Annotated in this window: 21 protein-coding genes and 1 pseudogene; 15 read left to right on the top strand and 7 right to left on the bottom strand. The window is 54.3% G+C overall.

The features are described 5' to 3' along the window. Positions 1-28 precede the first annotated feature (28 nt). Positions 29-925, bottom strand: a complete 897-nt coding sequence (locus tag K0H63_RS07335) for an SDR family NAD(P)-dependent oxidoreductase (RefSeq protein ID WP_220067368.1) — start codon at positions 923-925, stop codon at positions 29-31. 216 nt (positions 926-1141) lie between these two features. On the opposite strand from K0H63_RS07335, the gene K0H63_RS07330 reads away from it, so the two are divergent. Then, entirely contained in the window at positions 1142-2023 is an 882-nt protein-coding gene (locus tag K0H63_RS07330; RefSeq protein WP_220067367.1) for a 1,4-dihydroxy-2-naphthoate polyprenyltransferase, read from the top strand. Between the two features lie 101 nt (positions 2024-2124). On the opposite strand, the gene gnd is transcribed toward K0H63_RS07330, so the two are convergent. Further along, positions 2125-3660: an NADP-dependent phosphogluconate dehydrogenase gene (gene gnd, locus K0H63_RS07325; RefSeq protein WP_220067366.1), complete on the bottom strand. Its 1536-nt coding sequence runs from the start codon at positions 3658-3660 to the stop codon at positions 2125-2127. A gap of 182 nt (positions 3661-3842) precedes the next feature. Continuing rightward, a complete protein-coding gene (locus tag K0H63_RS07320) occupies positions 3843-5750 on the bottom strand; it encodes a propionyl-CoA synthetase (RefSeq protein ID WP_258405706.1) in 1908 nt (635 codons plus the stop codon). A gap of 399 nt (positions 5751-6149) precedes the next feature. Here K0H63_RS07320 and K0H63_RS07315 point away from each other — a divergent pair, with 399 nt between their 5' ends. The 8 genes from K0H63_RS07315 (at position 6150) to K0H63_RS07280 (ending at position 14839) form a co-directional block, all read left to right on the top strand. Beyond that, entirely contained in the window at positions 6150-6554 is a 405-nt protein-coding gene (locus K0H63_RS07315; protein ID WP_220067364.1) for a MerR family transcriptional regulator, read from the top strand. Positions 6555-6638: 84 nt separating this feature from the next. Beyond that, on the top strand, positions 6639-7808 hold the full coding sequence (locus K0H63_RS07310; protein ID WP_011759477.1) for an isovaleryl-CoA dehydrogenase: 1170 nt from the start codon (positions 6639-6641) through the stop codon (positions 7806-7808). Positions 7809-7945: 137 nt separating this feature from the next. Then, positions 7946-9553, top strand: coding sequence for a carboxyl transferase domain-containing protein (locus K0H63_RS07305; protein WP_214507146.1), 1608 nt, complete (start codon positions 7946-7948; stop codon positions 9551-9553). A 10-nt stretch (positions 9554-9563) separates the two neighbouring features. Beyond that, positions 9564-10394: an enoyl-CoA hydratase/isomerase family protein gene (locus K0H63_RS07300; RefSeq protein WP_220067363.1), complete on the top strand. Its 831-nt coding sequence runs from the start codon at positions 9564-9566 to the stop codon at positions 10392-10394. A gap of 10 nt (positions 10395-10404) precedes the next feature. Then, on the top strand, positions 10405-12441 hold the full coding sequence (locus K0H63_RS07295; protein WP_220067362.1) for an acetyl/propionyl/methylcrotonyl-CoA carboxylase subunit alpha: 2037 nt from the start codon (positions 10405-10407) through the stop codon (positions 12439-12441). Between the two features lies 1 nt (position 12442). Continuing rightward, entirely contained in the window at positions 12443-13333 is an 891-nt protein-coding gene (locus tag K0H63_RS07290) for a hydroxymethylglutaryl-CoA lyase (protein WP_220067361.1), read from the top strand. A gap of 136 nt (positions 13334-13469) precedes the next feature. Then, entirely contained in the window at positions 13470-14171 is a 702-nt protein-coding gene (locus K0H63_RS07285) for a CoA transferase subunit A (RefSeq protein ID WP_220067360.1), read from the top strand. 11 nt (positions 14172-14182) lie between these two features. Continuing rightward, the gene (locus K0H63_RS07280; protein ID WP_220067359.1) at positions 14183-14839 is read left to right on the top strand and encodes a CoA transferase subunit B; all 657 of its coding nucleotides are present in this window, start codon (positions 14183-14185) and stop codon (positions 14837-14839) included. A gap of 411 nt (positions 14840-15250) precedes the next feature. Here the strand turns inward: K0H63_RS07280 and K0H63_RS07270 are convergent. After that, a pseudogene (locus K0H63_RS07270) lies at positions 15251-16283 on the bottom strand (integron integrase). A gap of 325 nt (positions 16284-16608) precedes the next feature. On the opposite strand from K0H63_RS07270, the gene K0H63_RS07265 reads away from it, so the two are divergent. The 6 genes from K0H63_RS07265 (at position 16609) to K0H63_RS07240 (ending at position 21272) form a co-directional block, all read left to right on the top strand. Then, complete coding sequence (locus tag K0H63_RS07265; protein WP_220067358.1) at positions 16609-17613, top strand: DUF4238 domain-containing protein; 1005 nt, start codon at positions 16609-16611, stop codon at positions 17611-17613. A gap of 533 nt (positions 17614-18146) precedes the next feature. After that, complete coding sequence (locus tag K0H63_RS07260; RefSeq protein WP_220067357.1) at positions 18147-18479, top strand: hypothetical protein; 333 nt, start codon at positions 18147-18149, stop codon at positions 18477-18479. A 551-nt stretch (positions 18480-19030) separates the two neighbouring features. After that, positions 19031-19225: a hypothetical protein gene (locus tag K0H63_RS07255; protein WP_220067356.1), complete on the top strand. Its 195-nt coding sequence runs from the start codon at positions 19031-19033 to the stop codon at positions 19223-19225. 253 nt (positions 19226-19478) lie between these two features. Beyond that, on the top strand, positions 19479-19748 hold the full coding sequence (locus K0H63_RS07250) for a YdeI/OmpD-associated family protein (RefSeq protein WP_220067355.1): 270 nt from the start codon (positions 19479-19481) through the stop codon (positions 19746-19748). 65 nt (positions 19749-19813) lie between these two features. Beyond that, a complete protein-coding gene (locus K0H63_RS07245; RefSeq protein ID WP_220067354.1) occupies positions 19814-20320 on the top strand; it encodes an arsinothricin resistance N-acetyltransferase ArsN1 family B in 507 nt (168 codons plus the stop codon). A gap of 481 nt (positions 20321-20801) precedes the next feature. Beyond that, positions 20802-21272: a carboxymuconolactone decarboxylase family protein gene (locus tag K0H63_RS07240; RefSeq protein ID WP_220067353.1), complete on the top strand. Its 471-nt coding sequence runs from the start codon at positions 20802-20804 to the stop codon at positions 21270-21272. Here K0H63_RS07240 and K0H63_RS07235 read toward each other — a convergent pair whose 3' ends face one another. The 3 genes from K0H63_RS07235 to lpxK form a co-directional block, all read right to left on the bottom strand. Then, entirely contained in the window at positions 21273-22025 is a 753-nt protein-coding gene (locus K0H63_RS07235; RefSeq protein WP_220067352.1) for a phosphotransferase, read from the bottom strand. It abuts the gene before it with no gap. Between the two features lie 265 nt (positions 22026-22290). Then, the gene (locus K0H63_RS07230) at positions 22291-22476 is read right to left on the bottom strand and encodes a Trm112 family protein (protein WP_220067351.1); all 186 of its coding nucleotides are present in this window, start codon (positions 22474-22476) and stop codon (positions 22291-22293) included. Continuing rightward, entirely contained in the window at positions 22466-23509 is a 1044-nt protein-coding gene (gene lpxK / locus K0H63_RS07225; protein WP_220067350.1) for a tetraacyldisaccharide 4'-kinase, read from the bottom strand. Before lpxK ends, K0H63_RS07230 begins: the two co-directional genes overlap by 11 nt. Positions 23510-23511: the final 2 nt, after the last annotated feature.

Genomic DNA, 23511 nt, shown 5'->3' with positions numbered 1-23511 from the left:
AACAAAAAGCGCCATACTCTGGCGAGTCTCAGTCGAGTCGAATGCCCTGCTCGTGGGCGGCACGTCGGGCAAAGGCGAGGATCTGGTCTTCACCGTTGGCGTGTTTTTGAATGGGCCAGGCATTGTCGATATCCGGCCAGTGGGCAGCGAGCACTTCGGGGGTACGCAGCTCAGATTCGAAATAACGATACCTGTGTTCGGCAATACAAAGCTCACTGATACTGCCGCCACCGGCAAGCAGATGTCGGCCGCTGGGCGCCTGCCCGCTCAGTAAAAATAACATGGCAGCCGTCACTATTTCCTTGGAGAACAGCGGTTTGACCTGAGGCGCCAGATGAGCATCTGTCATGGCGGTATGGGCAAGGGGGCAGAGGCTGTTGACCATGATATTGCGGGGAAGCCCTTCGGCGGCCAAGCCATTAACCAGGCCGATGAGCGCCATTTTGCCACAGGCAAAGGCGCTTTGATGCAGATCACCATAGAGCCCACTGACCCCGGTGGACATCACAATACGGCCATACCCTCTGTTCATCATGCCCGGCCACAACACATGGGTCAGGGCAATGCTGCCCAGTAAATCCACCTGCAACTGGCGGCGAATATCTGCGATGGACTGATGCTCGAAGCTGCCATGGGTGTGCATACCGGCATTATTGATAAGCAAGTCCACATTGGCCCCGGTGGCGTCAAATTCCGCCCCCCAGGCCTCGATAGCATCGGGACTCCCCACATCAACGGACCAATAGCGGCAGGTCGCCCCCGTGGTGTCCAACGTTTGAAGCAGGCTTTGTACTTCTGCGGCCTCCTCTGGCAAGCAATCAATCAGCATGACACTGGCACCACGCTCGGCCAGCGCCAGCGCATAAGCGCGGCCCAAACCGGATGCGGCACCGGAGATCAGGGCAGACTGGTTATCGAATCGCATCTCGCTTTCCTTAGGCGCAAAAATCAAACAGCCGATTAAATAAAGCACAGCGTTAACGGTAAAACTTTGACCTTGACGGCAAATTTACCCGAAGGCGCCGATGCCGATGTGCGCCTTGTCCCAGTCTGCTAAATGCGTGTTTTCGATTGTGCTAACTTTCAACGAAATTCTTGTTATCCTATGGGCTGCAATCGTTTTTATCTTTTAAAGGCCCCCATGAATCCCTGGATCCTTGCCATCAGACCCCGCACGCTGCCAGCGGCCATCGGCCCACTCCTGGTGGGAAATACCCTCGCCCTTGGCCTGGAAAGCTTCAGCGTGACCATTGCCATCGCATCGATGATCTGTGCCCTGTTGCTGCAAATTGCCGTGAACCTGGCCAATGACTATTTTGATTTTAAGAGCGGCGTGGATACCGAAGAGCGCCTGGGCCCTGTGCGGGTAACCCAAAGCGGCCTGATAGCCCCGGCCAGAGTCAAGGCGGCCATGATAGGCTCCCTGCTTGCAGCACTGGCGGTCGGCTCCTATCTGATTTGGCACGGTGGTGCCCCCATTGCCGTGCTCGCCGCCGCCTCCATTTTGGGCGCACTCTGTTACAGCGGCGGCCCCTATCCCCTCGCCTCACACGGCCTCGGCGAAGTGGCAGCCTTCGTGTTTTTCGGCCTGGTGGCCGTTGTGGGCAGCTTTTATCTGCAGGCGGGCTACACCTCGATGGATGCCTGGATACTGGGTGCGGCAATCGGTCTTTTCAACGCCGCCATTATGTTGGTAAACAACACCCGTGACATACGCACCGACACCCGCGCCGGCAAGCGCACCCTGGCAGTACGTATTGGCGAAGCCCAGTCGCGGGTGCTGTATCAGGCATTGGTGTATTTGCCCTTTGGCTTAATCATCGGCAGTTTTCTGATGGGCATACTGCCGGGCTGGCCGGTACTGCTCTCAGGCGTGTCTCTGGTGATTGCCAGACGCCTGTCGCGGGAGTTCAGCGAGACCAGCGGCGGCGCCTTAAACCCTTTACTGGGCCGCACCGCAAGACTGACGCTGGTCTTCAGCGTACTCTTTTCCGTCGGGCTGCTCATTCCGGCTCAGGCCTGATGGCGGCATCGTAAGTCAAAGATGAAAAAGGCTTCCCGAGGGAAGCCTTTTCGTTTAATGGTGTGACGCGCGGCGCGTCAGCTGCTCAGAGCTTTTGCAGATTAGAGCTTTTGCAGATCACGGGCCGTGCTGCTCCAGTTGAGGTGATATTTTTCACCCGCTGGGGTGTCGATACGCTCAAAGCTGTGGGCTCCGAAGTAATCACGCTGCCCCTGCAGCAGGTTGGCGGGCAGGGTTTCACGGCGATAACCGTCGTAATACGCCAGGGCCGAGGTGATACAAGGGGCAGGTACACCCGCCAGTACAGCCTTGGACACCAGGTGGCGCCAGGACTGCTGGGCCTCGCTCAGCGCCTCGGCAAAACTTTTCGCCATCAGCAGATTGGCAAGCTTGGGCTCGGCCTCAAAGGCCTCTGTGATGGACTGCAGGAAGGTGGCACGAATGATACAACCGGCGCGCCAAATGCGGGCGATGGCGGCAAAGTCGAGCTCCCATCCCTGCTCGGCGGCGTTCATGGCCATCAGCTGGAAGCCTTGGGCATAACAGCAAATTTTGGCGCAAAAGAGCGCCTGCTCCAGCTCGTCGATAAAACCAGCCGCATCTATGTCCTGCAGTGGCAAAGCGCCGGCGAGACGGTCTGCCAGCTCAGTACGAAGCGCCTTTTGATTCGACAGTGCCCGGGCGTATACCGCTTCGGCGATAGTCGGTGCCGGCGTACCGATTTGCAGGCTGCTGACCGCAGTCCACAAACCCGTGCCCTTCTGACCGGCCTTGTCCAGAATCATTTCCACCAGCGGCTTGCCGGTGAGCGGATCTGTCTGGCGCAGCACTTCGGCGCTTATTCCCATCAGGTAGCTGTTGAGTTTGCCGCTGTTCCAGCGCTCAAAAATGGCGGCAATCTCCACCGCAGACAGCCCCAGCACATCAGAAAGTAACTGATACGCTTCACAAATCAGCTGCATATCGGCGTATTCGATGCCGTTGTGCACCATCTTCACGTAGTGACCACTGCCCGCAGGGCCTATGTAAGCGGTGCAGGGCTCGCCTTCCAGCACCGGATTACCCGGCTCGAAGCGCTCAATGGGCAAACCCGTGGTGTTATCTACCTTGGCAGCAATGGCGCGCCAGATGGGGGCGACACTGTCCCAGGCGTCTTTTTTGCCTGACGGCATCAGGGAAGGCCCAAAACGGGCGCCCACTTCGCCGCCGGAAACGGCAGAGGAGAAGAACACAAACTTGCCGGCGTATTCCTGCTCGCGCTTGACGGTATCGGTCCACAGACTGTTGCCGGTGTCGATAACTATGTCATCCGGCTTGATACCGGCATCAATAAGTGCCGAGCAAACGCCGTCTACAGGAGCACCGGCGGGTACTGACAACAACAGGAGTCTGGGCGAAGTCAAGGCGCACAACATGGACTTGAGACTGTCCACACCGGTCAGCTCTGTGGCCTTGCTGTGTGCAGGCTTGGCGGCAACTTCGGCCTGGGATTGACTGACGGCGGCGCGCACCTTGGCAACGTCCAGGTCAAAGGCGGCCACACGATAGCCATTATCTGCGATATTGAGGGCAAGGTTTTTGCCCATGACACCCAGGCCGATAACCCCGATGTCGTGTAATTGGGTGTGGTTTTGCATGCTTTTTATTCCACGGGTACAGGAAGAGCCAAATTTCGCGGCGGATTATAGCGATTTTGGTAACTGAATTACAGTAAGGCAAGATAATGCATAGGAATGCAGTGTAAAACTGTTGCTAAATGACGAGCTTAGGGATGAAAAAAGCCTCCGGTGAAATCGGAGGCTTATCGGCGCACTATGGGTCAGACCCGGGCGTCACCATAACCCATGCGGGTCAGGGTGTTACGTACCAGTTCCAGCGTCGCCGGATCTTCAATGGTGGCAGGTACGCTGTATTCCTGATTGTCGGCAATCTTGCGCATTGTGGCCCGCAGGATTTTGCCGGAGCGGGTCTTGGGCAATTTGGGAATGGCACTCACCAGCTTGAAGGCCGCCACCGGGCCAATTTCACTGCGAACCAGGGCCACCAGCTCTTTATTGAGCTGTTCATCGGTGATGTTCACTCCGTTCTTGAGTACCACCAAGCCAAGGGGCACCTGGCCTTTCAGCTTATCTTCCACCCCAATCACAGCCGCTTCGGCAACGGCCGGATGCTGACAGAGCACCTCTTCAAACCGGCCCGTGGACAGGCGATGACCGGCCACATTAATTACGTCGTCGATGCGGCTCATGATGTACAGGTAGCCGTCTTCATCCATGTAACCGGCATCGCCGGTAAGATAGCAATCCGGGTACATGGAGAGGTAACTGTCGATGTAGCGTTTGTCGTTTTGCCACAGAGTCGGCAGTGTACCCGGAGGCAATGGCAGGCGGATCACCACGTTGCCGTATTCACCGGCGCCCACGCTGTTACCGGCTTCATCCACCACATCCACCTGATAACCGGGCACGGGTCGGGCGGGAGAGCCCGGCTTAATGGGCATTTGTGCAATTCCCATCAAGTTGGAGGCCACAGGCCAACCGGTCTCGGTTTGCCACCAGTGGTCAATCACTGGCTTCCCAAGCATTTCCTGGGCCCACAGCAGGGTATCGGGATCGCAGCGCTCTCCGGCCAGGAACATCTGTTTCAGGCAATCGAGGTTGGTGTTGCGGCAGAAGAAGCCTTCGGGATCTTCCCGTTTGATAGCACGAATGGCGGTAGGCGCGGTAAAGAAGCTCTTCACGCCATACTTTTTAATGGTGCGCCAAAACGCTCCGGCATCCGGGGTGCCCACGGGCTTTCCTTCGTAAAGCACAGAGGTGGCACCGGCAATCAGAGGTCCGTACACAATGTACGAGTGACCTACCACCCAACCCACGTCAGAAGCGGCCCAGAAGGTATCACCGGGTTCGACATCGTAGAGGTAGCGCATGGACCAGGCCAGCGCCACCGCGTGGCCACCGTTGTCCCGCACCACCCCCTTGGGTTGGCCGGTTGTGCCTGAGGTATAGAGTACATAAAGCGGATCGGTTGCTTTAACCGGTACCCAATCGGCATCCGGCGCAGTTGCCACAGACTGCTGCCAGTCAAGGTCACGCCCGGATGTCATCTCGGCCTCAAATTGCGGGCGCTGTAGAATCAAACACTTGCTGACTTTATGGGTCGCCTGAGCCAGAGCGGCATCCAGCAGCGGCTTATAGGCCACCACACCCGACGGCTCTACCCCACAGGATGCTGAAAGTACCATCACAGGTTTGGCATCATTGATGCGACTGGCAAGCTCATTGGCCGCAAAGCCACCAAACACCACAGAATGAATCGCTCCGATGCGGGCACAGGCGAGCATGGCGTAGGCAGTTTCGGGCACCATGGGCATATAAATCACCACCCTGTCACCCTTGTTTACGCCCTGCGCCTGGAGCAGGCCCGCCAAGCGTTTCACCTGGGCCAGACACTCGCTGTAACTGATGGAATATTCAGTCTCAGTCACCGGGCTCACGTAATGAAACGCCGTCTGCTGGCCACGCCCGGCAGCCACCTGACGGTCGAGGGCGTTATAGCAGGTATTGATTTCGCCGTCTGTGTACCAGCGATATAAAGGCGCCTGTGACGAATCCAGAATAGTCTCCGGCGCCTTGTGCCAGTCCACCATGGTGGCGGCCTTTTGCCAGTATTGCTCGGGGTTGTCCCTGGCTTCCTGGCGCAGCGCCTCAGCAGGATCCGCTGGCATCATTGTGCTTGTGCTTATTGTTGTCATTGTAATGGTCCTCCGGGGTGGAGTGGCGACATCTGCGCCGGTAAGGTCCCTTCCTTATCTCCGGCATTATTGCGCGGAGTCGCCGCGCCCCCCATTAGACAAAAGCCTAGGAGGGTTTGTGTGTAACCGAAAGAAGCGCGGCCATCACGGCAGGAGCCACGGGTAAGTCATGAAATTGAATGATTGAGATAAGCAGATGCCCCGGCCCTGGATAGCACGCGAGCCCCTTGGAAACACCACCCGGCAGGGCTGTAAGCTAAGCCTGACACTGGTCACCATGAAAATGCCTTAGCCACGCGCACTCCAACTTTACCTTTACGTAAACTTCATATATCTTGCATCCAATTGAAACAAGAAAAATCCGGTGTCGAGATGAGTTCAACCAACAGTGCGCAAACCAGCTATTCAATCAGTGACTTGTCGAAAGAATTCGACATTACCACCCGCTCTATCCGCTTCTATGAGGATCAGGGGCTGCTCAAGCCCAAGCGTCGTGGCCAAACCCGTATCTACAGCCTGAAAGACAGGGTTCGCCTCAAGCTGATTTTGCGTGGTAAGCGCCTCGGGTTTTCGCTGGCCGAAACCCGCCGTTTGTTTGAGCTTTACGATGCCGACAAAACCAGCGTCACCCAGCTCAATACCATGCTGGCGCTGATTGAAGAGAAAAAAGCCGCACTGCAGCAACAGATGGACGACATCAAGGTGGTATTGATGGAACTCACCAGCGCCGAGGCCCAGTGCCGTGGTGCCCTGGATGGACAATCCAAGAGTTCCTGAGCTTGCGCCGGCGCCCAGACTGAATAAAGACCGACACAATAACAAAGATAACAAGACAACAAGCAGATTTAAGGACACAAGCACATGAGCCACCTGTACTCTACTCTCAACTTCGGACTCGGTGAAGACGTGGATATGCTGCGGGACGCGGTATACGAATTTGCCAAGGGTGAAATTGCGCCGCTGGCCGAAAAGGTTGACCGCGACAACGCCTTCCCCAACGAGCTGTGGGCAAAATTCGGTGACATGGGCCTGCTGGGCGTCACTGTGGCCGAAGAATACGGCGGCGTGAACATGGGTTACCTCGCCCACGTGGTGGCCATGGAAGAAATCAGCCGCGCCTCGGCCTCCATTGGCCTGTCTTACGGCGCCCATTCCAACCTGTGCGTCAACCAAATCTATCGCAACGGCAACGAGGCTCAGCGCGCCAAATACCTGCCCAAGCTCATCAGCGGTGAGCACATCGGCGCCTTGGCCATGAGCGAGCCAAATGCCGGCTCCGACGTGGTGTCCATGAAGCTGCACGCCCGCAAGGAAGGCGATCGCTATATCCTCAATGGCAACAAGATGTGGATCACCAATGGTCCCGACGCCCACACCTATGTGATTTACGCCAAGACCGACCTCGACAAGGGCCCACACGGCATCACCGCCTTTATCGTTGAGCGCGGCTTCAAGGGCTTCTCCCAGGCGCAAAAGCTCGACAAGCTGGGTATGCGCGGCTCCAACACCTGTGAGCTGGTATTTGAAGACTGCGAAGTACCGGAAGAAAACATCCTCGGCGGCCTCAACAACGGCGTCAAAGTGCTGATGAGTGGCCTGGATTACGAGCGCGTGGTGCTCTCCGGTGGCCCGCTGGGCATTATGACCGCCTGTATGGATATCGTGGTGCCTTACGTACACGAGCGGGTGCAGTTCGGTAAATCCATTGGTGAGTTCCAGCTGGTACAGGGCAAGCTTGCCGACATGTACACCGGCATGAACGCGGCCAAATCCTACGTGTACAACGTGGCCCGCGCCTGTGACCGCGGTGAAACCACCCGTAAAGATGCCGCCGGTGTGATTCTCTATGCCGCCGAATTGGCCACCAAGATGGCGCTGGATGCGATTCAGCTGCTCGGCGGTAACGGCTACGTGAATGAGTACGCCACCGGCCGCCTGTTGCGGGATGCCAAACTGTATGAAATCGGCGCCGGCACCTCGGAAATCCGCCGCATGCTGATTGGCCGTGAGCTGTTTAACGAGACTAAATAACTCTGTCTTATAAATCAGCCCGCTAAACCAAGCTGATAAGCCAATAAGCCAACTCTTCACATCCACTCCCCGGCAAAGCGCCGGGGTTTAAGGACACTGCGGCAGGCAACAGGCCTGCCCCTTGGAGGACACAAGACGTGACTCAACTTACCTCCCGCGTGAACCCACGCAGCGACGAATTCAAACAAAAACACGACGCCATGGCGGCCCTGGTGGCTGATCTCAAAGACAAGCTCGCCCATATCGAACAGGGCGGCGGCCCGGTGGCCATGGAGCGCCACTTGTCCCGTGGCAAACTCGCCCCCCGCGCCCGGGTGGAAAAACTCTTGGACCCCGGTTCGCCCTTTTTGGAGCTGAGCCAGTTTGCCGCCTTCGAGGTGTACGATGAAGACGTACCGGCGGCGGGCATCATCGCCGGTATCGGCCGGGTCAGCGGCGTCGAGTGCATGATTATTGCCAACGATGCCACCGTAAAGGGCGGCACCTATTACCCCATCACGGTGAAAAAACACCTGCGTGCCCAGGCCATTGCCGAGCGCTGCCACCTGCCCTGCATCTATCTGGTGGACTCGGGCGGCGCCAACCTGCCCCGTCAGGACGAAGTCTTCCCCGACCGTGACCACTTTGGCCGCATCTTCTTCAATCAGGCACGCATGTCCGCCAAAGGCATTCCGCAAATCGCAGTGGTGATGGGTCTGTGTACCGCGGGCGGCGCCTATGTGCCAGCCATGGCGGATGAATCCATTATCGTGCGTGAGCAGGGCACCATCTTTTTGGCAGGCCCGCCGCTGGTGAAAGCTGCCACCGGCGAAGAAGTGAGCGCCGAGGAGCTTGGCGGCGGCGACGTGCACACCAAAATCAGCGGCGTGGCCGACCATCTGGCGCAAAACGATGAGCATGCGCTGGAGCTCGCCCGCAAGGCGGTATCGCGCCTCAACCATCAAAAGCAGGTTGAGCTGCAACTCGCAAAAGTGAAACCGCCCAAGTACGACATCAACGAGCTTTACGGCATCGTTGGTACCGACCTTAAAAAGCCCTTCGATGTGAAAGAAGTGATTGCCCGCATCGTGGATGACTCCGACTTTGACGAGTTCAAGGCCAACTACGGCGCCACCCTGGTGTGCGGCTTTGCCCGCATCCACGGTTATCCGGTGGGTATAGTGGCCAACAACGGCATCCTGTTCTCTGAGTCGGCCCAGAAAGGCGCGCACTTTATTGAGCTGTGCTGCCAGCGCAAAATTCCACTGGTGTTTTTGCAAAACATCACCGGCTTTATGGTGGGTAAAAAATACGAGCACGAGGGCATTGCCAAGCACGGCGCCAAGATGGTGACCGCGGTTTCCTGCGCCACTGTGCCCAAGTTCACCGTGCTGATTGGCGGCAGCTACGGCGCCGGTAACTATGGCATGTGCGGCCGCGCCTTTGAGCCAACCCTGATGTGGATGTGGCCCAATGCCCGCATCTCAGTGATGGGCGGCGAGCAGGCCGCAGGCGTGCTGGCCACAGTGCGTAAAGATGGTCTGGCCCGCAAAGGCGAAACCATGAGCGCCGAAGAAGAAGCCAAATTCAAGGCCCCCATCATTGCCCAGTACGATAAAGAGGGGCATCCCTACCATGCCAGCGCCCGCCTGTGGGACGACGGCATTATCGACCCGGCACAAACCCGTGATGTACTGGGGCTGGCCATTTCCGCCGCCCTCAACGCCCCCATCGAAGAGACCCGCTTCGGCGTGTTCCGCATGTAAGGAGAAGCAGATGACAACCATGACTTCCATTGCCGAGCTGTCTGCCTCCTTCAGTGCCGTGCGCTGCGAGCTTAAGGGCAAGGTGGGTTATCTCATCTTGAATCGCCCCGAGGTGCACAACGCCTTCGATGAGGTGATGATAAGCGAAATGACCCAGGCCATTAATGCCTTCGCCCACGAGGGCGACTGCGCTGTGATGGTGCTTAAAAGCGACGGCAAGCACTTCTCCGCCGGCGCCGACTTGAACTGGATGCGCAAGCAGGCCGCCATGGACTTTGATGCCAATCTCAAAGATGCCCGCGAGCTTGCCAACCTGATGGATACCCTTGACCGCTTCCCCAAGCCGTCCATCGCCCTTGTTAACGGCGCGGCTTACGGCGGCGCCCTGGGGCTGATTTGCTGCTGCGATATTGCGATTTCGAGCCACAAAGCCAGTTTCTGCCTGTCTGAGGTCAAACTGGGACTTATTCCTGCGGTAATCAGCCCTTACGTGGTGCGCGCCATGGGGCCGCGTCAGAGCCGCCGCTATATGCTCACGGCTGAGCGCTTCGATGCCAGCATGGCACTGGCCTTAGGCGTAGTGCATGAAATTGCTGAAGATTTGGACGCAGCAGCAGCCCCCATTATCCAAAACCTGCTCAGCGGCAGCCCCCAGGCCCTCGGTTGGTGCAAGTCGCTTATCGCCCGGCTGCAAAGCGGCGTGATTGATGAGCACACCCGCGACTACACCAGCGAGCGTATCGCCCGTATTCGGGTGTCGGCCGAAGGACAGGAAGGCCTCAACGCCTTTTTTGATAAGCGCAGCCCAGCTTGGGTCAATGATACCGGCAGCAAGGACTAAGGGATTTTCCATGTTTAACAAACTCTTAATTGCTAACCGCGGTGAAATCGCCTGCCGCGTTATCCGCACCGCCCGTGATATGGGCATTAAAACCGTGGCCGTGTATTCCGACGCCGACCGCGACGCCCGCCATGTGGCGCTGGCGGATGAATCCTTTTATCTGGGCGAAAGCGCCCCGGCAAGCTCGTACCTGCGTGGTGAGCTGATTATCGACATCGCCAAAAAGTGCGGCGCCGAGGCTATTCATCCCGGCTACGGCTTTTTGTCGGAAAACGCCGAATTTGCCCGCGCCTGTGAGGCAAACGGCATCGCCTTTGTGGGCCCAGGCTCCGATGCCATCGACGCCATGGGCAGCAAAAGCGCCGCCAAGCTCATCATGGAAAAGGCCGGGGTGCCCTTGGTGCCCGGCTACCACGGCGACGATCAGAGCGATGCCACCCTGCTTGCCGAGGCAAAAAAGATTGGTTATCCGCTCCTTATCAAGGCCGCCTACGGTGGCGGCGGTAAGGGCATGCGTATTGTCGAGGGCGAGAGCGAGCTTAAAGCCGCCATCGACTCGGCCCGCCGCGAGGCAGCATCCAGCTTCGGTAACGACAAGCTCTTGATGGAGCGCTATCTGCGCCAGCCGCGTCACGTGGAAGTACAGGTATTTGCCGACTCTCACGGCAACTGCGTGTATCTGTCTGACCGCGACTGCTCCATTCAGCGCCGCCACCAAAAGGTGGTGGAAGAGGCCCCAGCCCCGGGTCTGCCGGACAGCCTGCGCAGGCAAATGGGCGAGGCCGCCGTGGCTGCGGCCAAGGCCATCGATTACCGCGGTGCCGGTACTGTGGAGTTCCTGCTCGATGCCCCTCAGCCAGGGAAAGAGCGCAGCTTCTTCTTTATGGAGATGAACACCCGTTTGCAGGTGGAGCACCCGGTAACCGAAATGGTCACGGGCCAGGATCTGGTGAAATGGCAGCTGTTGGTGGCATCGGGTTCGGTACTGCCCCTTGAGCAACACGAAATCCAAATCCACGGTCACTCCTTTGAGGTGCGGATTTACGCCGAAGACCCCAATAACGAGTTTCTGCCCGCCAGTGGCAAGCTCACCTTTTTGCGAGAGCCAGAGCCAAGCCGCCATGTGCGTATCGACTCAGGCGTGCGTGAAAACGATGTGATTTCAAACTACTACGACCCCATGATTGCCAAGCTGATTGTGTGGGACGAGTCGCGCCCCCGTGCACTGGCGCGTCTTAACCGCGCCCTTGGCGATTACCGTGTCGGTGGCCTTAAGCACAATATCGAGTTTCTCTCCAACATCGCCGAGCATCCGGCGTTTGCCGATGCCAACTTCTCCACCGACTTTATCGGCCGCTACGGCGATGCCCTGATTGGCGACAGTCGCGATGAGGCCGACACCGCCTTTGTGCTGGCGGTACTGACCCAGCTTAAGCTGCGGGAAGCCACCACTCAGGACGCTCCCGGCCACGATCCTTTCAGCCCCTGGTCGAGCCTGAAAGGCTTTCGCTTAAGCAGCCCAATGCGCCACAGCGTGACCCTTCTGGATGATGCTCACCAAAGCCGCAGCGCCGAACTCACTGAGGCTAATGGCCGCTATCAGTTCAGCCTTAACGACAAACTGATTGAGATCGGTGGCAGCATTGATGCCTCTGAGCTTAAGTGCGAAATCAACGGCCACAAGATGAAGGTGACGGTATCGCTGGAAGAAGGCGGTCTTACCGTGTTCCTATCAAGCGGCAGCTACCACTTCCGCGAAGTGCTCGGCCAGGTGTTGGAAGAGACAGCCAGCTCGGAAGATAAACTCAAGGCACCGATGAACGGCACCGTGGTGACCCATCTGGTCGCCGTTGGCGACAAGGTAGCCGCCGGTCAGGGTTTGCTTGTTATGGAAGCCATGAAGATGGAATACACCATAGAAGCCCCCTTCGATGGGGTGGTGAGCGAGTTCTTCTTCGCCCCCGGGGAGCTGGTGTCCGACGGCACCCTGCTGCTGGCGCTGGAGCCAGGCGACGGCGCTTGCGAAACCAGCGGCAAGGAGGCCTGAGATGGCACTGCCCTCATACATCAGCCTGTTTGAAGTCGGCCCCCGTGACGGCCTGCAAAATGAAAAGCAGGTCAGCACCGCCGATAAAATTCTGCTGGTCGAAAACCTTGCCACCGCTGGGGTTAAGCGCATCGAGGCGGCAAGTTTCGTCTCCCCCAAGTGGGTGCCACAAATGGCCGACTCGGGCGAGGTACTCAAGGGGATTTCCCGTGTAGCAGGTGTACGGTACAGCGCCCTCACCCCAAACTTGAAGGGGCTGGAACTCGCCCTTGACGCCGGGGCCTCTGAGGTAGCGGTATTTGCCGCCGCCTCCGAGGGCTTTAGTCAAAAGAACATCAACTGCTCGATTGAAGAGTCGATTGAGCGGTTTATCCCATTGATGGAAAAAGCAAAAGAGCACAATTTGCCGGTGCGCGGTTATGTGTCCTGCGTGCTCGGTTGCCCCTACGATGGCGAGATAGCCGTAAGCGAAGTGGCAAGGGTGTCTGAAATTCTGTACAAACTCGGCTGCTATGAAATTTCTTTGGGTGACACCATAGGCGTTGGCACGCCCGTAAAGGCCCGTAAAATGGTGGAAGCCGTGGCGGCCAGAGTACCGGCAGATAAGCTCGCGCTGCACTTTCACGACACCTACGGCCAGGCACTTGCCAATATCCTCGCCTGCCTTGAGACAGGCATCCGCACAGTGGATACCTCGGTGGCAGGCCTCGGCGGCTGCCCCTATGCCAAGGGTGCATCGGGCAATCTTGCCAGCGAAGATCTGGTGTATATGCTCCACGGTATGGGCATAGACACGGGTATCGACCTTGGCAAACTGATTGAGGCGGGCAACCGTATCAGCGCCGCCCTTGGCAGACAAAATGGCTCAAAAGTGGCGCGGGCGCTGAGCTAGCCACTGCAAGAAGATGGCACGGGCAGCCTGGCCACAGCAAGATAACTATAACTATCTCCTGCCCCGCTAGGGGCAGGAGAAAAAGCACAGCACACGACCTGACGTCACAGCAGGTTAAGAACAAAAGGAAGACAAGATGGCTGGACTCTACAAGGTCGTCGAGAGTTACGACCAGGCCCTGGCGGGCCTTAACGACAATATGACCATCATGGTGGGTGGTTTTGGCCTGTGCGGTATTCCGGAAGGCCTGATTAATCAGATGGTAAAACTTGGCACCAAGGGCCTGACTGCCATCTCCAACAACGCAGGCGTTGATGACTTTGGTCTGGGGCTTTTGCTGCAAAACAAGCAGATAAGCACCATGATCGCCTCCTACGTGGGTGAAAACGCCACCTTCGAGCGCCAGATGCTGAGCGGCGAGCTGAACGTTATCCTCACCCCACAGGGCACCCTGGCCGAAAAAATCCGTGCCGGTGGCGCAGGTATTCCTGCGTTCTTCACCGCCACTGGCTACGGCACCCCGGTAGCCGAGGGCAAAGAGACCCGCGAAATCAAGGGCCGCCATTATGTGCTGGAAGAGTCTCTGACCGCCGATTTCGCCCTTATCCGCGCCTGGAAGGCCGATACCATGGGTAACCTGGTGTTCCGCAAGACCGCCGCCAACTTCAACCCCATGATGGCTACCGCCGGTAAAATCACCGTGGTGGAAGTGGAAGAAATTGTTGAGCCGGGCGAACTTGACCCGGACCACATCCATACACCGGGGATTTATGTGGATCGCATCATCAAAGGCAACTTTGAGAAGCGCATCGAACAGCGCACCGTGAAGCAGGCATAAGGAGACACGCCATGGCACTTTCAAGAGAACAACTGGCCCAGCGCGTCGCCAAAGAGCTGAAAGACGGCTACTACGTTAACCTGGGTATTGGCATTCCAACCCTGGTAGCAAACTACATCCCCGAAGGCATGCAGGTAATGCTGCAGTCTGAAAACGGCCTGCTCGGCATGGGCGAGTTCCCCACCGAAGAGACCATTGACCCGGATCTGATCAACGCCGGTAAGCAAACCGTAACTGCGGTAAAAGGCGCGTCGTTTTTCTCCAGCGCCGAGAGCTTTGCCATGATCCGTGGCGGCCATGTGGATTTGACCGTACTGGGCGCCTTCGAAGTGGACGTTGAAGGCTCTATCGCCTCCTGGATGATCCCGGGCAAGCTGGTAAAAGGCATGGGCGGCGCCATGGATTTGGTGGCCGGTGCCGACAATATTATCGTCACCATGATGCACGCCGATAAGTACGGTAACTCCAAACTGCTGCCCAAGTGCGAGCTGCCACTCACCGGCTTTGGTTGCATCAAGCGCGTTCTCACCGATCTGGCCTTTATCGAAATCAAAGACGGCGCCTTCCATCTGTTGGAGCGCGCCCCGGGCGTGAGCGTTGAAGAAATCGTCGAGAAAACCGCAGGCAAGCTTATCGTGCCCGAGCACGTGCCTGAGATGCAGTTTTAACAGGCCCTGCTCTTTCAGGCCAGCCTACAAAAACACCCGCAGCTGCGGGTGTTTTTATTGGAATCAAGTCATTCAGATAGCAAGGTTTTTTTACTCTGCTGATAACGGGCATAACAGGCTTGTTAAGCCCCGGCGATTTGGGTATCTTCGACACTGTGCAAACAGTATTGCGGGTGAGCAACAGCTTGATGCAATCGACATTCAACCAATGGGCGATGCGTTTCAACACTCACCAGCACCATACCAGCAGGGAAGCGCGAAAAAGCACAGCGCAAAGGTCATCCTTACACTTCCCCCACTGTTATTTACTCTGCTTGCCGCCAGCACCCACAGCATTAGATGCGATTGAACTCCAATGGCGTCCTGCGGTAGCTATGACTTTCACAGCCACATCGATATCAAGCAGACCGCTTATGTCAGTCTATCCAGTGGGCTTACAGTCCCGGCATAGTGTTGACCCAGTACATGGGTATAAATTTGCGTCGTTTTCACATCGTTGTGACCAAGCAACTCCTGCACTGTGCGGATATCGTAGCCTGCCTGCAAAAGATGAGTGGCACAAATTCAGCGGGACTGAATTTGAACAGCTCCGCTGGCCCGAAGGGGAAAATACAGGGAAGTATTTTATAAATGAGTGACGAAAGGTATGGCAAGTCACCCGCTTGTTGACCCCAGATTTAGCAACGGCGACCGCCAGCGCTTTACGCACAACACTCTGATGCAGATGATGCCGACATAACACCCCGGTAATGGGATGATGGCAGATTGCATGTGATGGGATGACAAACATCCAGATAGATTTTCTGAACGCGTTGGGATATTTGCGCCCAAGTGCATAGGGCAGCGATGGCCCCAGGCCTTGTAGGTTATCTTTCTGCTGAAGGGCTATGGCGCTGGTTATGTATGATTGCAATGCCGTCGCACAATGTTGGCTGAGCATTGTTTTGCGATCTTTGCGGCCTTTACCGTCCCGCACTGTTAAAGACAGATGCTCAAGATCGACATCCTGGATCCTGAGTCTGAGGCATTCAGAGATCCGCAGGCCACTACCGTAAAGCATTTCGACAATCAGGCGGCTACGTCCTTCCAGACAATTCAGAATGCGCTTTACTTCATCAACGGTCAGTACCACAGGCAGGAATCGCTGTTTGCTGGCGTAATGAAAACCAAGGCTGCCAAGTTCCTGATGCAAGTGCTTATGATAAAGGTAGACCAGCGCATTTAACGCCGTCTTTTGGGTGTTTATTGCCACATTGCGTTGATTGGCGATAAAGGTCAGAAACTGTGCGGCCTCCGGTTGTCCCATCTCTGCCGGGTGCCTTTTATGGTGAAAACGGATAAAGGCCTTTATCCAATACAGATATGTCTTTTCTGTTCGAATGCTGTAACCACGCATCCGCATCTCTTCGCGAATGCCCTGCAGAAACGGACTTTGATAGGCCATGTCGAAAGCCCCGAAAACTGTACGTACATACAGCATTATTTTAAAATGGATGATTTTGCCAGCTCAAACGACAAAAAATGTGCGCACTATTTCTGAAACACTTTTTATAGCTTTAGAAAATTCATAGACTTAAAAATGGTGCGCGAAACAAAGCGAGCGCAAATCATGCGCATGCGCACTTTCCACCCAGGATGATTTTTGCTAAGTTAAAAATCGAATTTAAAAACAGCGTGTTGCGTGAGATTTCACCAAGTGGTCAGATGTGAGATTATGCGCATGCGCACTATACAAATGTTAGTTCACTTAGGTAACGAGTAATCTTCGAATGTCGGAAAGTAAAAAATTAACAACGGATGTTAAAAAGCAGCACACTGTACCAAGGTTTTTGCTTGATAACTTTAGTTTTGATAATGGTGGGAAAGCCAATAACCTATTCACATTTGATAAACTATCACAGCGCGTTTATCAGCAATCTGTTTATGATGCTTCAACTCGAAACACCTTTTACAATATTGAAGGGCATCCAGAACAACACAGCTTAGAACCAATACTTGGTGAAATAGAGGCTGAAGCTTCTACAGTAATTAGAAAAATAGTTGAAGAAGAAAGCTTAGCTACTTTAACAGATGAAGAAAAAGCTAAATTAGCTATTTTCGTTATTATACAAAAATCACGGACATTCCATGGATTACAATCAATAAAAGGAATGATAAATAGCCTAGGAGAAAAACTATTAGCTATAGGGGCAACGCAAGAGCAACTTCCAGAGCTAATAGGGAGTCAAGATGAGTCTGACTTAAAGAATTTCTTTCTTGAAACTGTGTTGAAGCATGTAAACCATGCTGAGCATATTCTAAATAAAAGTTGGCTGCTCTACAGAAACAATAGCGAAACTCCTTATTATATTTCAGACAATCCCGTAACGTTGCACAATGACATTGATATGGGGTTTTACGGTAATTTAGGACTTGCTGTAAAAGGAATTCAAATCCACCTACCTATATCTGACAAATTAACAGTTGCGTTTGTCTGCCCTTCACATGAAGAAAAAGCTTTATTAGCGAGAAAGCAATTGCAATTCATTGTTGATACTGTTCCAAGCCAACTAATTCATGTGAAAAGTCCTAAAATGATTTGTGATTATGCTAATGCATACACTAAAGGAACCCCTTTAGATTGTTCAGAAGAAAACACAAAGTTTCTTAATAGTCTTCAAGTTATATTTGCAGAACAATATGTTTATTGTGGTGAGAAAAAATTCGAGTTAATAGAAGAGATGTTAAGTAATGATAAAAGTCTGAAATCGGGTATTCGGCCAACCGTGAACTAACAAGTTACTCAAAAGGACGCAAAATGCTTGGCTTGTGCTCCTTCGTCGCTAATTTTAGCCAAGCATTTATGCGCCCATTAGTAAGGCGTTAAATGTACATCATGAATAAACTACTCCTGCAATTCGACAATTTAAAATTTTGGCATGTACTGCTTATTTTAGTTTTTAGTGTATTCACAACGTGGTTGGCCACGATTTACGCATTAACTCAGTATATTAGTAGTCAAGGAAAGGAGATTTCTGAGCTAGGAGGTATTTCTCAAATTGCATTAATCACATTTGACTTTAAGGTAATAACCTTTGGTGTTTTCGTATTCGTAGTGTCTGGTTTGGGTTGTCTAATTATACTGTCACTATTTCAAAGTCTCAGAAAACTACCAATTCCACAAATATTATGGATTTCATTGATTCTTTCAGGGGTTAGTCTTGCCAAATTATTTAGCTAAGACATTTAACAAGGCCAGCCAGCACTGCTCCCTTTGGTCGCTGGACCTCGTTTCACTCGGCCGCTGCTGGCGGCGTTAGGCAATTCAATGAACCTTGATGAACTAGTAAATTCTGTGCCTGAAATCAAACTGAGAGAAAATCTCTCGCGCTGGGTCAGAGAGTGGAAGCAAGACGATAAAGATATTGAGACGCTCGCTTATCTAATTGGAAAATGGCATGGAAATGTTTGGTTTCAAGATACGGATTCATCAAACAAGTTCCACTCTGAATTTCAAAATTTTAAAAGTGCCGCAATAGACAATATTGGCGGCTTAACATTAAACGAACGTCTGTATTGGTTTGGTCTTTTTGAAGTATGGGAAGGCGGTAATGAAATCACGCAAAATCGCTTACGTAGTAAGCTCCGCGCAAATGCCTAACCAGTTGCTCAAGTTTACTTCGCCAGCCAAGGCTGGCTCCGTGGGACTGGCGCGTGGCGCCAGCCCCTTAGCAAAGCGTTAGCTTTCAGAGTTAATTAAGTTCTTGTGTGTAAATAATAAAAATTTAAAGTCCTTTAATAGAAAAGAGCAATTTCACCTTGTTGGTCAATTACTGGCTTATTACACCTGGATACACCCACATCCTACTTTTCTGCTATGAACTATCACTTGGATTGGCTATACGCAAGTTTAGAACTGGCTCATAGTCATGAAAATAAACCCAGAATAATAGATCCTTCTTGCATTAAAGCAACCCAGGAAGATGTCGACTTTTTGTTGGCTTTCGTGGATGGTTCTGAAAACACGCACATTATTATGTTCGAAGCCAAAGGAGATACATCCTTTACTAACAAGCAGTGTTAGAGGGACTTAGTACGCGGAGCATTTTTATACGTTGATTTGGGTTTTGAAGTGCTGTGCCGCGGTTTAGTCATTGCCTTCTTCACCACTAAACCTGGCGTTATCTACTCATTCAACCAAGGAAATTTCAAATGGAATTAAACGCAACCATCTGGGGACTGGTCTTCTTTGTTTTGGCTGTTGTCGTCATCTTTTTCACCATCAGGTTCGCGCGCGGCAAGGCGAACAACATGCCCTTGGTCGGCTTTTATGCACTCTTACTCAACTTCTTGTTTCCGCCGGGTGGCTGGATTTACTGCGGCTATTGGTACCTTAAGAAGGGATAGTCACCCATCGCACCTTTAAGTTAACGCTTTCAGCACGAGAACGTCCCCAAACGAACGTGAAAAGTTGCTGGAACACACTCTGCCAGCCAGTATGTTGAGGGCCCAACCCAGGAAGAAGACCTCTACATACTCGTGGTCTGATTTGCCAAAGGTGCGGTATCGGTTGTCGAAAGTAAGGCCAAGCCCATTGTCTGCGCGAGGGAGATAAGCAGTTGATGAATTGCAATTGGTATTCAACATTGGAGCACGGCACATGCTGACTGATGAGCTGCCATCCGGCACAGTACACCCGCTTGCGGATGATATGGCCGCCCATATCGCCACATCGGGCGATGCCACCCAAAAGTGGCTTGCCATCACTCCGCTCGCCCGAAACGAATGGATTTGTTGGGTGAATGATGCGAAAAAAGAAGCGACCCGACTTAAACGCATTACCCGCGCAGTAGCGGATCTCTCCTCGGGCAAGTCCAGGCCCTGCTGCTGGCCAGGCTGTTCGCACCGGGCTAGAAATGGCCACGACTGAGCCCCTCTCCAGCCATAACCATAAGCCCCTCTTTATCAATTGAAAACTCATGCCGGTAAGCACTGATGATAAGAAACGCCATTCCAAACGATGCCGGGGCGATTGCCGACATCTACAACCATTACATCGAAAATACCTCCATCACCTTTGAAGAAACGCCGCTGCAAGGCGTTGAGATTGCAGGACGAATAACACTTGTGCACGACGCCGGGTTACCCTGGCTGGTTGCCATGGAGGGCGATGCCCTGATTGGCTATGCCTATGCGACCAGGTGGAAAGAGCGAAGTGCTTACCGATTTGCAGTCGAAACCACGGTTTATGTTGCTCCCGGCGCCCATGGGAAAGGGATAGGAACGGCTTTGTATGAGGCGCTTATCGACCGCCTGAAAGCCCTGAAGGTAAACAGCGTGATTGGCGGTATCACACTGCCAAACCCAGCCAGTATTGCCCTGCACGAAAAAATGGGCATGAAAAAAGTCGCTCATTTTCAGGCAATCGGTTTCAAATTTGATCAGTGGCAAGATGTGGGCTATTGGCAGCTGAATTTACTGACAGTGCCCAAACCGGACTGATTGCTCTCACAACCCCCACGCCGGGTTAGCGCGGTCGTTCAAACCTGGCTTTCGCGCCTTATGACTTAAGTATCCACGGCGTTATCTCATCGGGGCAGGTTGCACGCCCCTGCTTAACTCCTGACTGCAGCTCTGTGTTTCAGGTTCGTGTTGCAGTTCCGTGTTTCGACTCCGAGTTTCAACCTCCGTGTACCCCCTTGCGGTATCACGCCGTCTATGTCCCGCCGTCTATGCCCCGCCGTGTAAGACTCGCGGTCTAGGCCCCGCCGTGTAAGTCCCGCCGTGTAAGGCTCGCCGCCTAAGCTCCGCTTCAGTCCGCGGACTGGTATCCAAGCCTGTGCCCTCAGGCATCAACCGGAGCCCGTCTCTCCCCTTGTTGATACCCGCTAAACGCCAATGTTTGGCCCATGTCGAATTCGTACAATGTCGCCAGAGGATATAAGGCTATCTTGGCGGCATTAACAACGAAGGAGAAAGCACCATGGCATTACGCGCAAATTACTTTGGATTGGCCGCAAAGGGCATGCAGATACTCATGACGCAGGAAAGCTATTTACAGCAACAGTTCAGCACGTCAGCACGGCTGTCGCTGCCACTGTGGGAATTGGTCAAACTCAGGGTATCGCAAATCAATCAATGTGCTTTTTGTGTGGATATGCACAGCAAGGCCACGCTGCAACAGGGAGAAAGCCAGGAGCGTGTCATCGGCTTAAGCGCCTGGCGCGATATGCCTTTTTACAGCGACACTGAAATGATGGCCCTTGACTGGGCCGAACACCTGACTCAGGGGCTGCCGGTGAACGATGACAAGTACGCTCAGGTGGTGGAGGCCTTTGGCGAACAAGGCCTGGTGGATTTAACCATCGCCGTTAACGCCATCAACAGTTGGAACCGTATCGCCAAGACCTTTAAACCTGAGGTGGGCAGCTTCAAACCCGCTGCCCATGATTGATCACCCCTGGTTGTGAAAATGCCACATCACCCAGTACATGGGCTTAAGGTCCCTTCCACCGATACTGCGGAAGGGTTTCAGTAAGGGACGAAGCCACTGCCAGGGCGCGAGCTTTCGTCTTGCGGCCTGCCAGGTGGGTTCTCCCCCGGCCTCTCGGTAGGCCTGCATGGCACGGGTGATGGGCTCGTGCGCTGGCCCCAGGTAGCGATAGAGGCTGTGCAGATATACCAGCAAATCGCGTCGCTGCTGGGATGCCATGTCCTTTTGGCGTTGATTGGCTTCAAAGTCGATAAACTTTACCGCTCCGCCCTGCCAGCCGATGTCTCTGAGCGCCGGGCGGCCATGGGCAAGCTCAAGGGAATGCAGCTCAGCCAGCGCCGCCGCACTGTCAGTCAAAATTTTATCAAAGGGAACACTGCCGTCCTGATGAGATAAGTGCCACCAATCGCTGACCGTTTTACCGGCATCCTCAATCACAAAATAGCCCTCACCCGCCAGCACCACATTGGGTACAGGGGCGTGTTTTTCATTGAGGGTTTGCAGCGCCCGAATTTCGGTTTGCAGCGCCTGGTCGGGGCTGTGTTTGAGCAGTTTCATGGCGCCTTCCAGGCGCTCGGGCTGTTTCAGCCAGTAGCGGCGTCCTTCAAAGTCGAAGGGAACCACTCTGTGGCCCTGATGTGTAGCCAAAACCTCTGCAACCAAGGCCTTGAACGCCAAAGAAGAGGTTGCAGGCGTACTGATATCGTGTTCCATTCGTATCCCATCTCACAGATTGCGGCGGCATTATCCCCGCGCCCTACGGTAATTTCAATGAAACCTGAGTATGTTATAGCCGTCGGTTCAGCATTCAGACAGCAAAGCTACAAAGTTGTAACTGGCCCCATTCAACGGATCACAAAACGGCAAAATCAGCCCACTTGAACCTATCATCGAGAAATGACACTCGGGCACAGGAAGCAGCCACAATCGCCATAAAAAAAGCCTCCAGATGGGAGGCTTTTTTTTATGGCATTGAAACTCAGTCGGCAGTTTGCTCCTGCCAGGGCGTGGCACGGTTTTCCAGCAGAACCGGGATGCCCTCTGTGATGGGATAGGCCAAACGGTCGAACTTACAGATCAGCTGATCTGCTGCTTTGTCGTATTCCAGCTTGCCCTTGCACACGGGGCAAGCAACGATTTCCAGGAGTTTTTTATCAAAGGCCATGGGTGTTTCCTTGCTTGGCTGTGGCCGCCCGGTTCAGGGCATCGAGCAGCCTGGTTGAAAATGTTGGCGGTAGATTGGCATCAACAGCGAGATACCACCAGTGTTGTTTGGCGAATTCGCGACATTTAACCGAATCTTTTTCGGTCATCAGCAGTGGGCGACCATCATCGACCGCAGCGATATCCGCAGCGCTGAAGGCCATGTGGTCGGTAAATTCATGTGCCTTACCAAGCACAAAGCCCTGGGCCCTCAGGGTTGAGAAAAAACGCTCTGGGTTACCTATCCCCGCCATGGCGTTTACCGTATCCCCGGGGCGCGGCGCAGTATTATCCTGCTCATTGGTGTTGTTGTCTTTGGCCTTGCCACAGATTGCAGCGACGGGAGCCAGGCCAGCTGGCTCAAGGGTCATGGCGTATTCATCCGCTTCTGCGTTGGCGCCATTACAGAGCACAAAGTTCACCAAACTTTTGCGCCACTTACCTTCACGCAGTGGCCCCGCTGGCAACAGCCAACCATTACCAAAGCGGCGCTCACCATCGATCACCAATATTTCGACATCCCGCTCCAGGGCGTAATGCTGCAGGCCGTCATCACACAGAATGACGTTAACGTCGTGGCTTTGCAGCAGCTTATGGGCAGCCTTGATACGGTTTCGCCCCACCACCATAGGAACGCCGGTACGCATGGCTATCATGGCTGGCTCATCACCCACCTGGGCGGGAGACATGCCGGCCACTACGTCCAGCTCACCGTCAAAGGCGGCGCCATAGCCACGGCTTATGACGCCGGGGCGCCAGCCTTCCCGGCGCAGCAGCTCGATTAAATAGAGCACTGTGGGGGTTTTGCCGCTGCCACCGGCGGTGATGTTACCCACCACCACTACGGGCACAGGTATGCGCTCGCTGCGCTTAAGCCCCAGCCTGAAGGCCGCACGGCGCAAGCTGCTGATAAGCCAAAACAGCAGCGACAGGGGCAACAGCAGCCAAGCTGCCGGGTGCCCCTGATACCAGATTTTGTGCACAAAACTTTGCATAA

The organism is Shewanella zhangzhouensis, assembly GCF_019457615.1.
Classification (GTDB): Bacteria; Pseudomonadota; Gammaproteobacteria; order Enterobacterales; family Shewanellaceae; genus Shewanella; species Shewanella zhangzhouensis.
The sequence above is the reverse complement of the archived record's forward strand: the minus strand, read 5'-3'. Positions and strand labels throughout refer to the sequence as shown.

What these genes read in the sequence shown, in the direction of transcription:
- K0H63_RS07310 (WP_011759477.1), top strand. Translation starts at nt 6,639, where the DNA reads ATGAGCCACCTGTACTCTACTCTCAACTTCGGACTCGGTGAAGACGTG.
- K0H63_RS07300 (WP_220067363.1), top strand. Translation starts at nt 9,564, where the DNA reads ATGACAACCATGACTTCCATTGCCGAGCTGTCTGCCTCCTTCAGTGCC.
- K0H63_RS07250 (WP_220067355.1), top strand. Translation starts at nt 19,479, where the DNA reads ATGCTGACTGATGAGCTGCCATCCGGCACAGTACACCCGCTTGCGGAT.
- K0H63_RS07240 (WP_220067353.1), top strand. Translation starts at nt 20,802, where the DNA reads ATGGCATTACGCGCAAATTACTTTGGATTGGCCGCAAAGGGCATGCAG.
- K0H63_RS07260 (WP_220067357.1), top strand. Translation starts at nt 18,147, where the DNA reads ATGAACCTTGATGAACTAGTAAATTCTGTGCCTGAAATCAAACTGAGA.
- K0H63_RS07235 (WP_220067352.1), bottom strand. Translation starts at nt 22,025, where the DNA reads ATGGAACACGATATCAGTACGCCTGCAACCTCTTCTTTGGCGTTCAAG.
- K0H63_RS07290 (WP_220067361.1), top strand. Translation starts at nt 12,443, where the DNA reads ATGGCACTGCCCTCATACATCAGCCTGTTTGAAGTCGGCCCCCGTGAC.
- K0H63_RS07245 (WP_220067354.1), top strand. Translation starts at nt 19,814, where the DNA reads ATGATAAGAAACGCCATTCCAAACGATGCCGGGGCGATTGCCGACATC.
- gnd (WP_220067366.1), bottom strand. Translation starts at nt 3,660, where the DNA reads ATGCAAAACCACACCCAATTACACGACATCGGGGTTATCGGCCTGGGT.
- K0H63_RS07335 (WP_220067368.1), bottom strand. Translation starts at nt 925, where the DNA reads ATGCGATTCGATAACCAGTCTGCCCTGATCTCCGGTGCCGCATCCGGT.
- K0H63_RS07255 (WP_220067356.1), top strand. Translation starts at nt 19,031, where the DNA reads ATGGAATTAAACGCAACCATCTGGGGACTGGTCTTCTTTGTTTTGGCT.
- K0H63_RS07295 (WP_220067362.1), top strand. Translation starts at nt 10,405, where the DNA reads ATGTTTAACAAACTCTTAATTGCTAACCGCGGTGAAATCGCCTGCCGC.
- K0H63_RS07315 (WP_220067364.1), top strand. Translation starts at nt 6,150, where the DNA reads ATGAGTTCAACCAACAGTGCGCAAACCAGCTATTCAATCAGTGACTTG.
- K0H63_RS07230 (WP_220067351.1), bottom strand. Translation starts at nt 22,476, where the DNA reads ATGGCCTTTGATAAAAAACTCCTGGAAATCGTTGCTTGCCCCGTGTGC.
- K0H63_RS07320 (WP_258405706.1), bottom strand. Translation starts at nt 5,750, where the DNA reads ATGCCAGCGGATCCTGCTGAGGCGCTGCGCCAGGAAGCCAGGGACAAC.
- K0H63_RS07265 (WP_220067358.1), top strand. Translation starts at nt 16,609, where the DNA reads ATGTCGGAAAGTAAAAAATTAACAACGGATGTTAAAAAGCAGCACACT.
- K0H63_RS07285 (WP_220067360.1), top strand. Translation starts at nt 13,470, where the DNA reads ATGGCTGGACTCTACAAGGTCGTCGAGAGTTACGACCAGGCCCTGGCG.
- lpxK (WP_220067350.1), bottom strand. Translation starts at nt 23,509, where the DNA reads ATGCAAAGTTTTGTGCACAAAATCTGGTATCAGGGGCACCCGGCAGCT.
- K0H63_RS07330 (WP_220067367.1), top strand. Translation starts at nt 1,142, where the DNA reads ATGAATCCCTGGATCCTTGCCATCAGACCCCGCACGCTGCCAGCGGCC.
- K0H63_RS07280 (WP_220067359.1), top strand. Translation starts at nt 14,183, where the DNA reads ATGGCACTTTCAAGAGAACAACTGGCCCAGCGCGTCGCCAAAGAGCTG.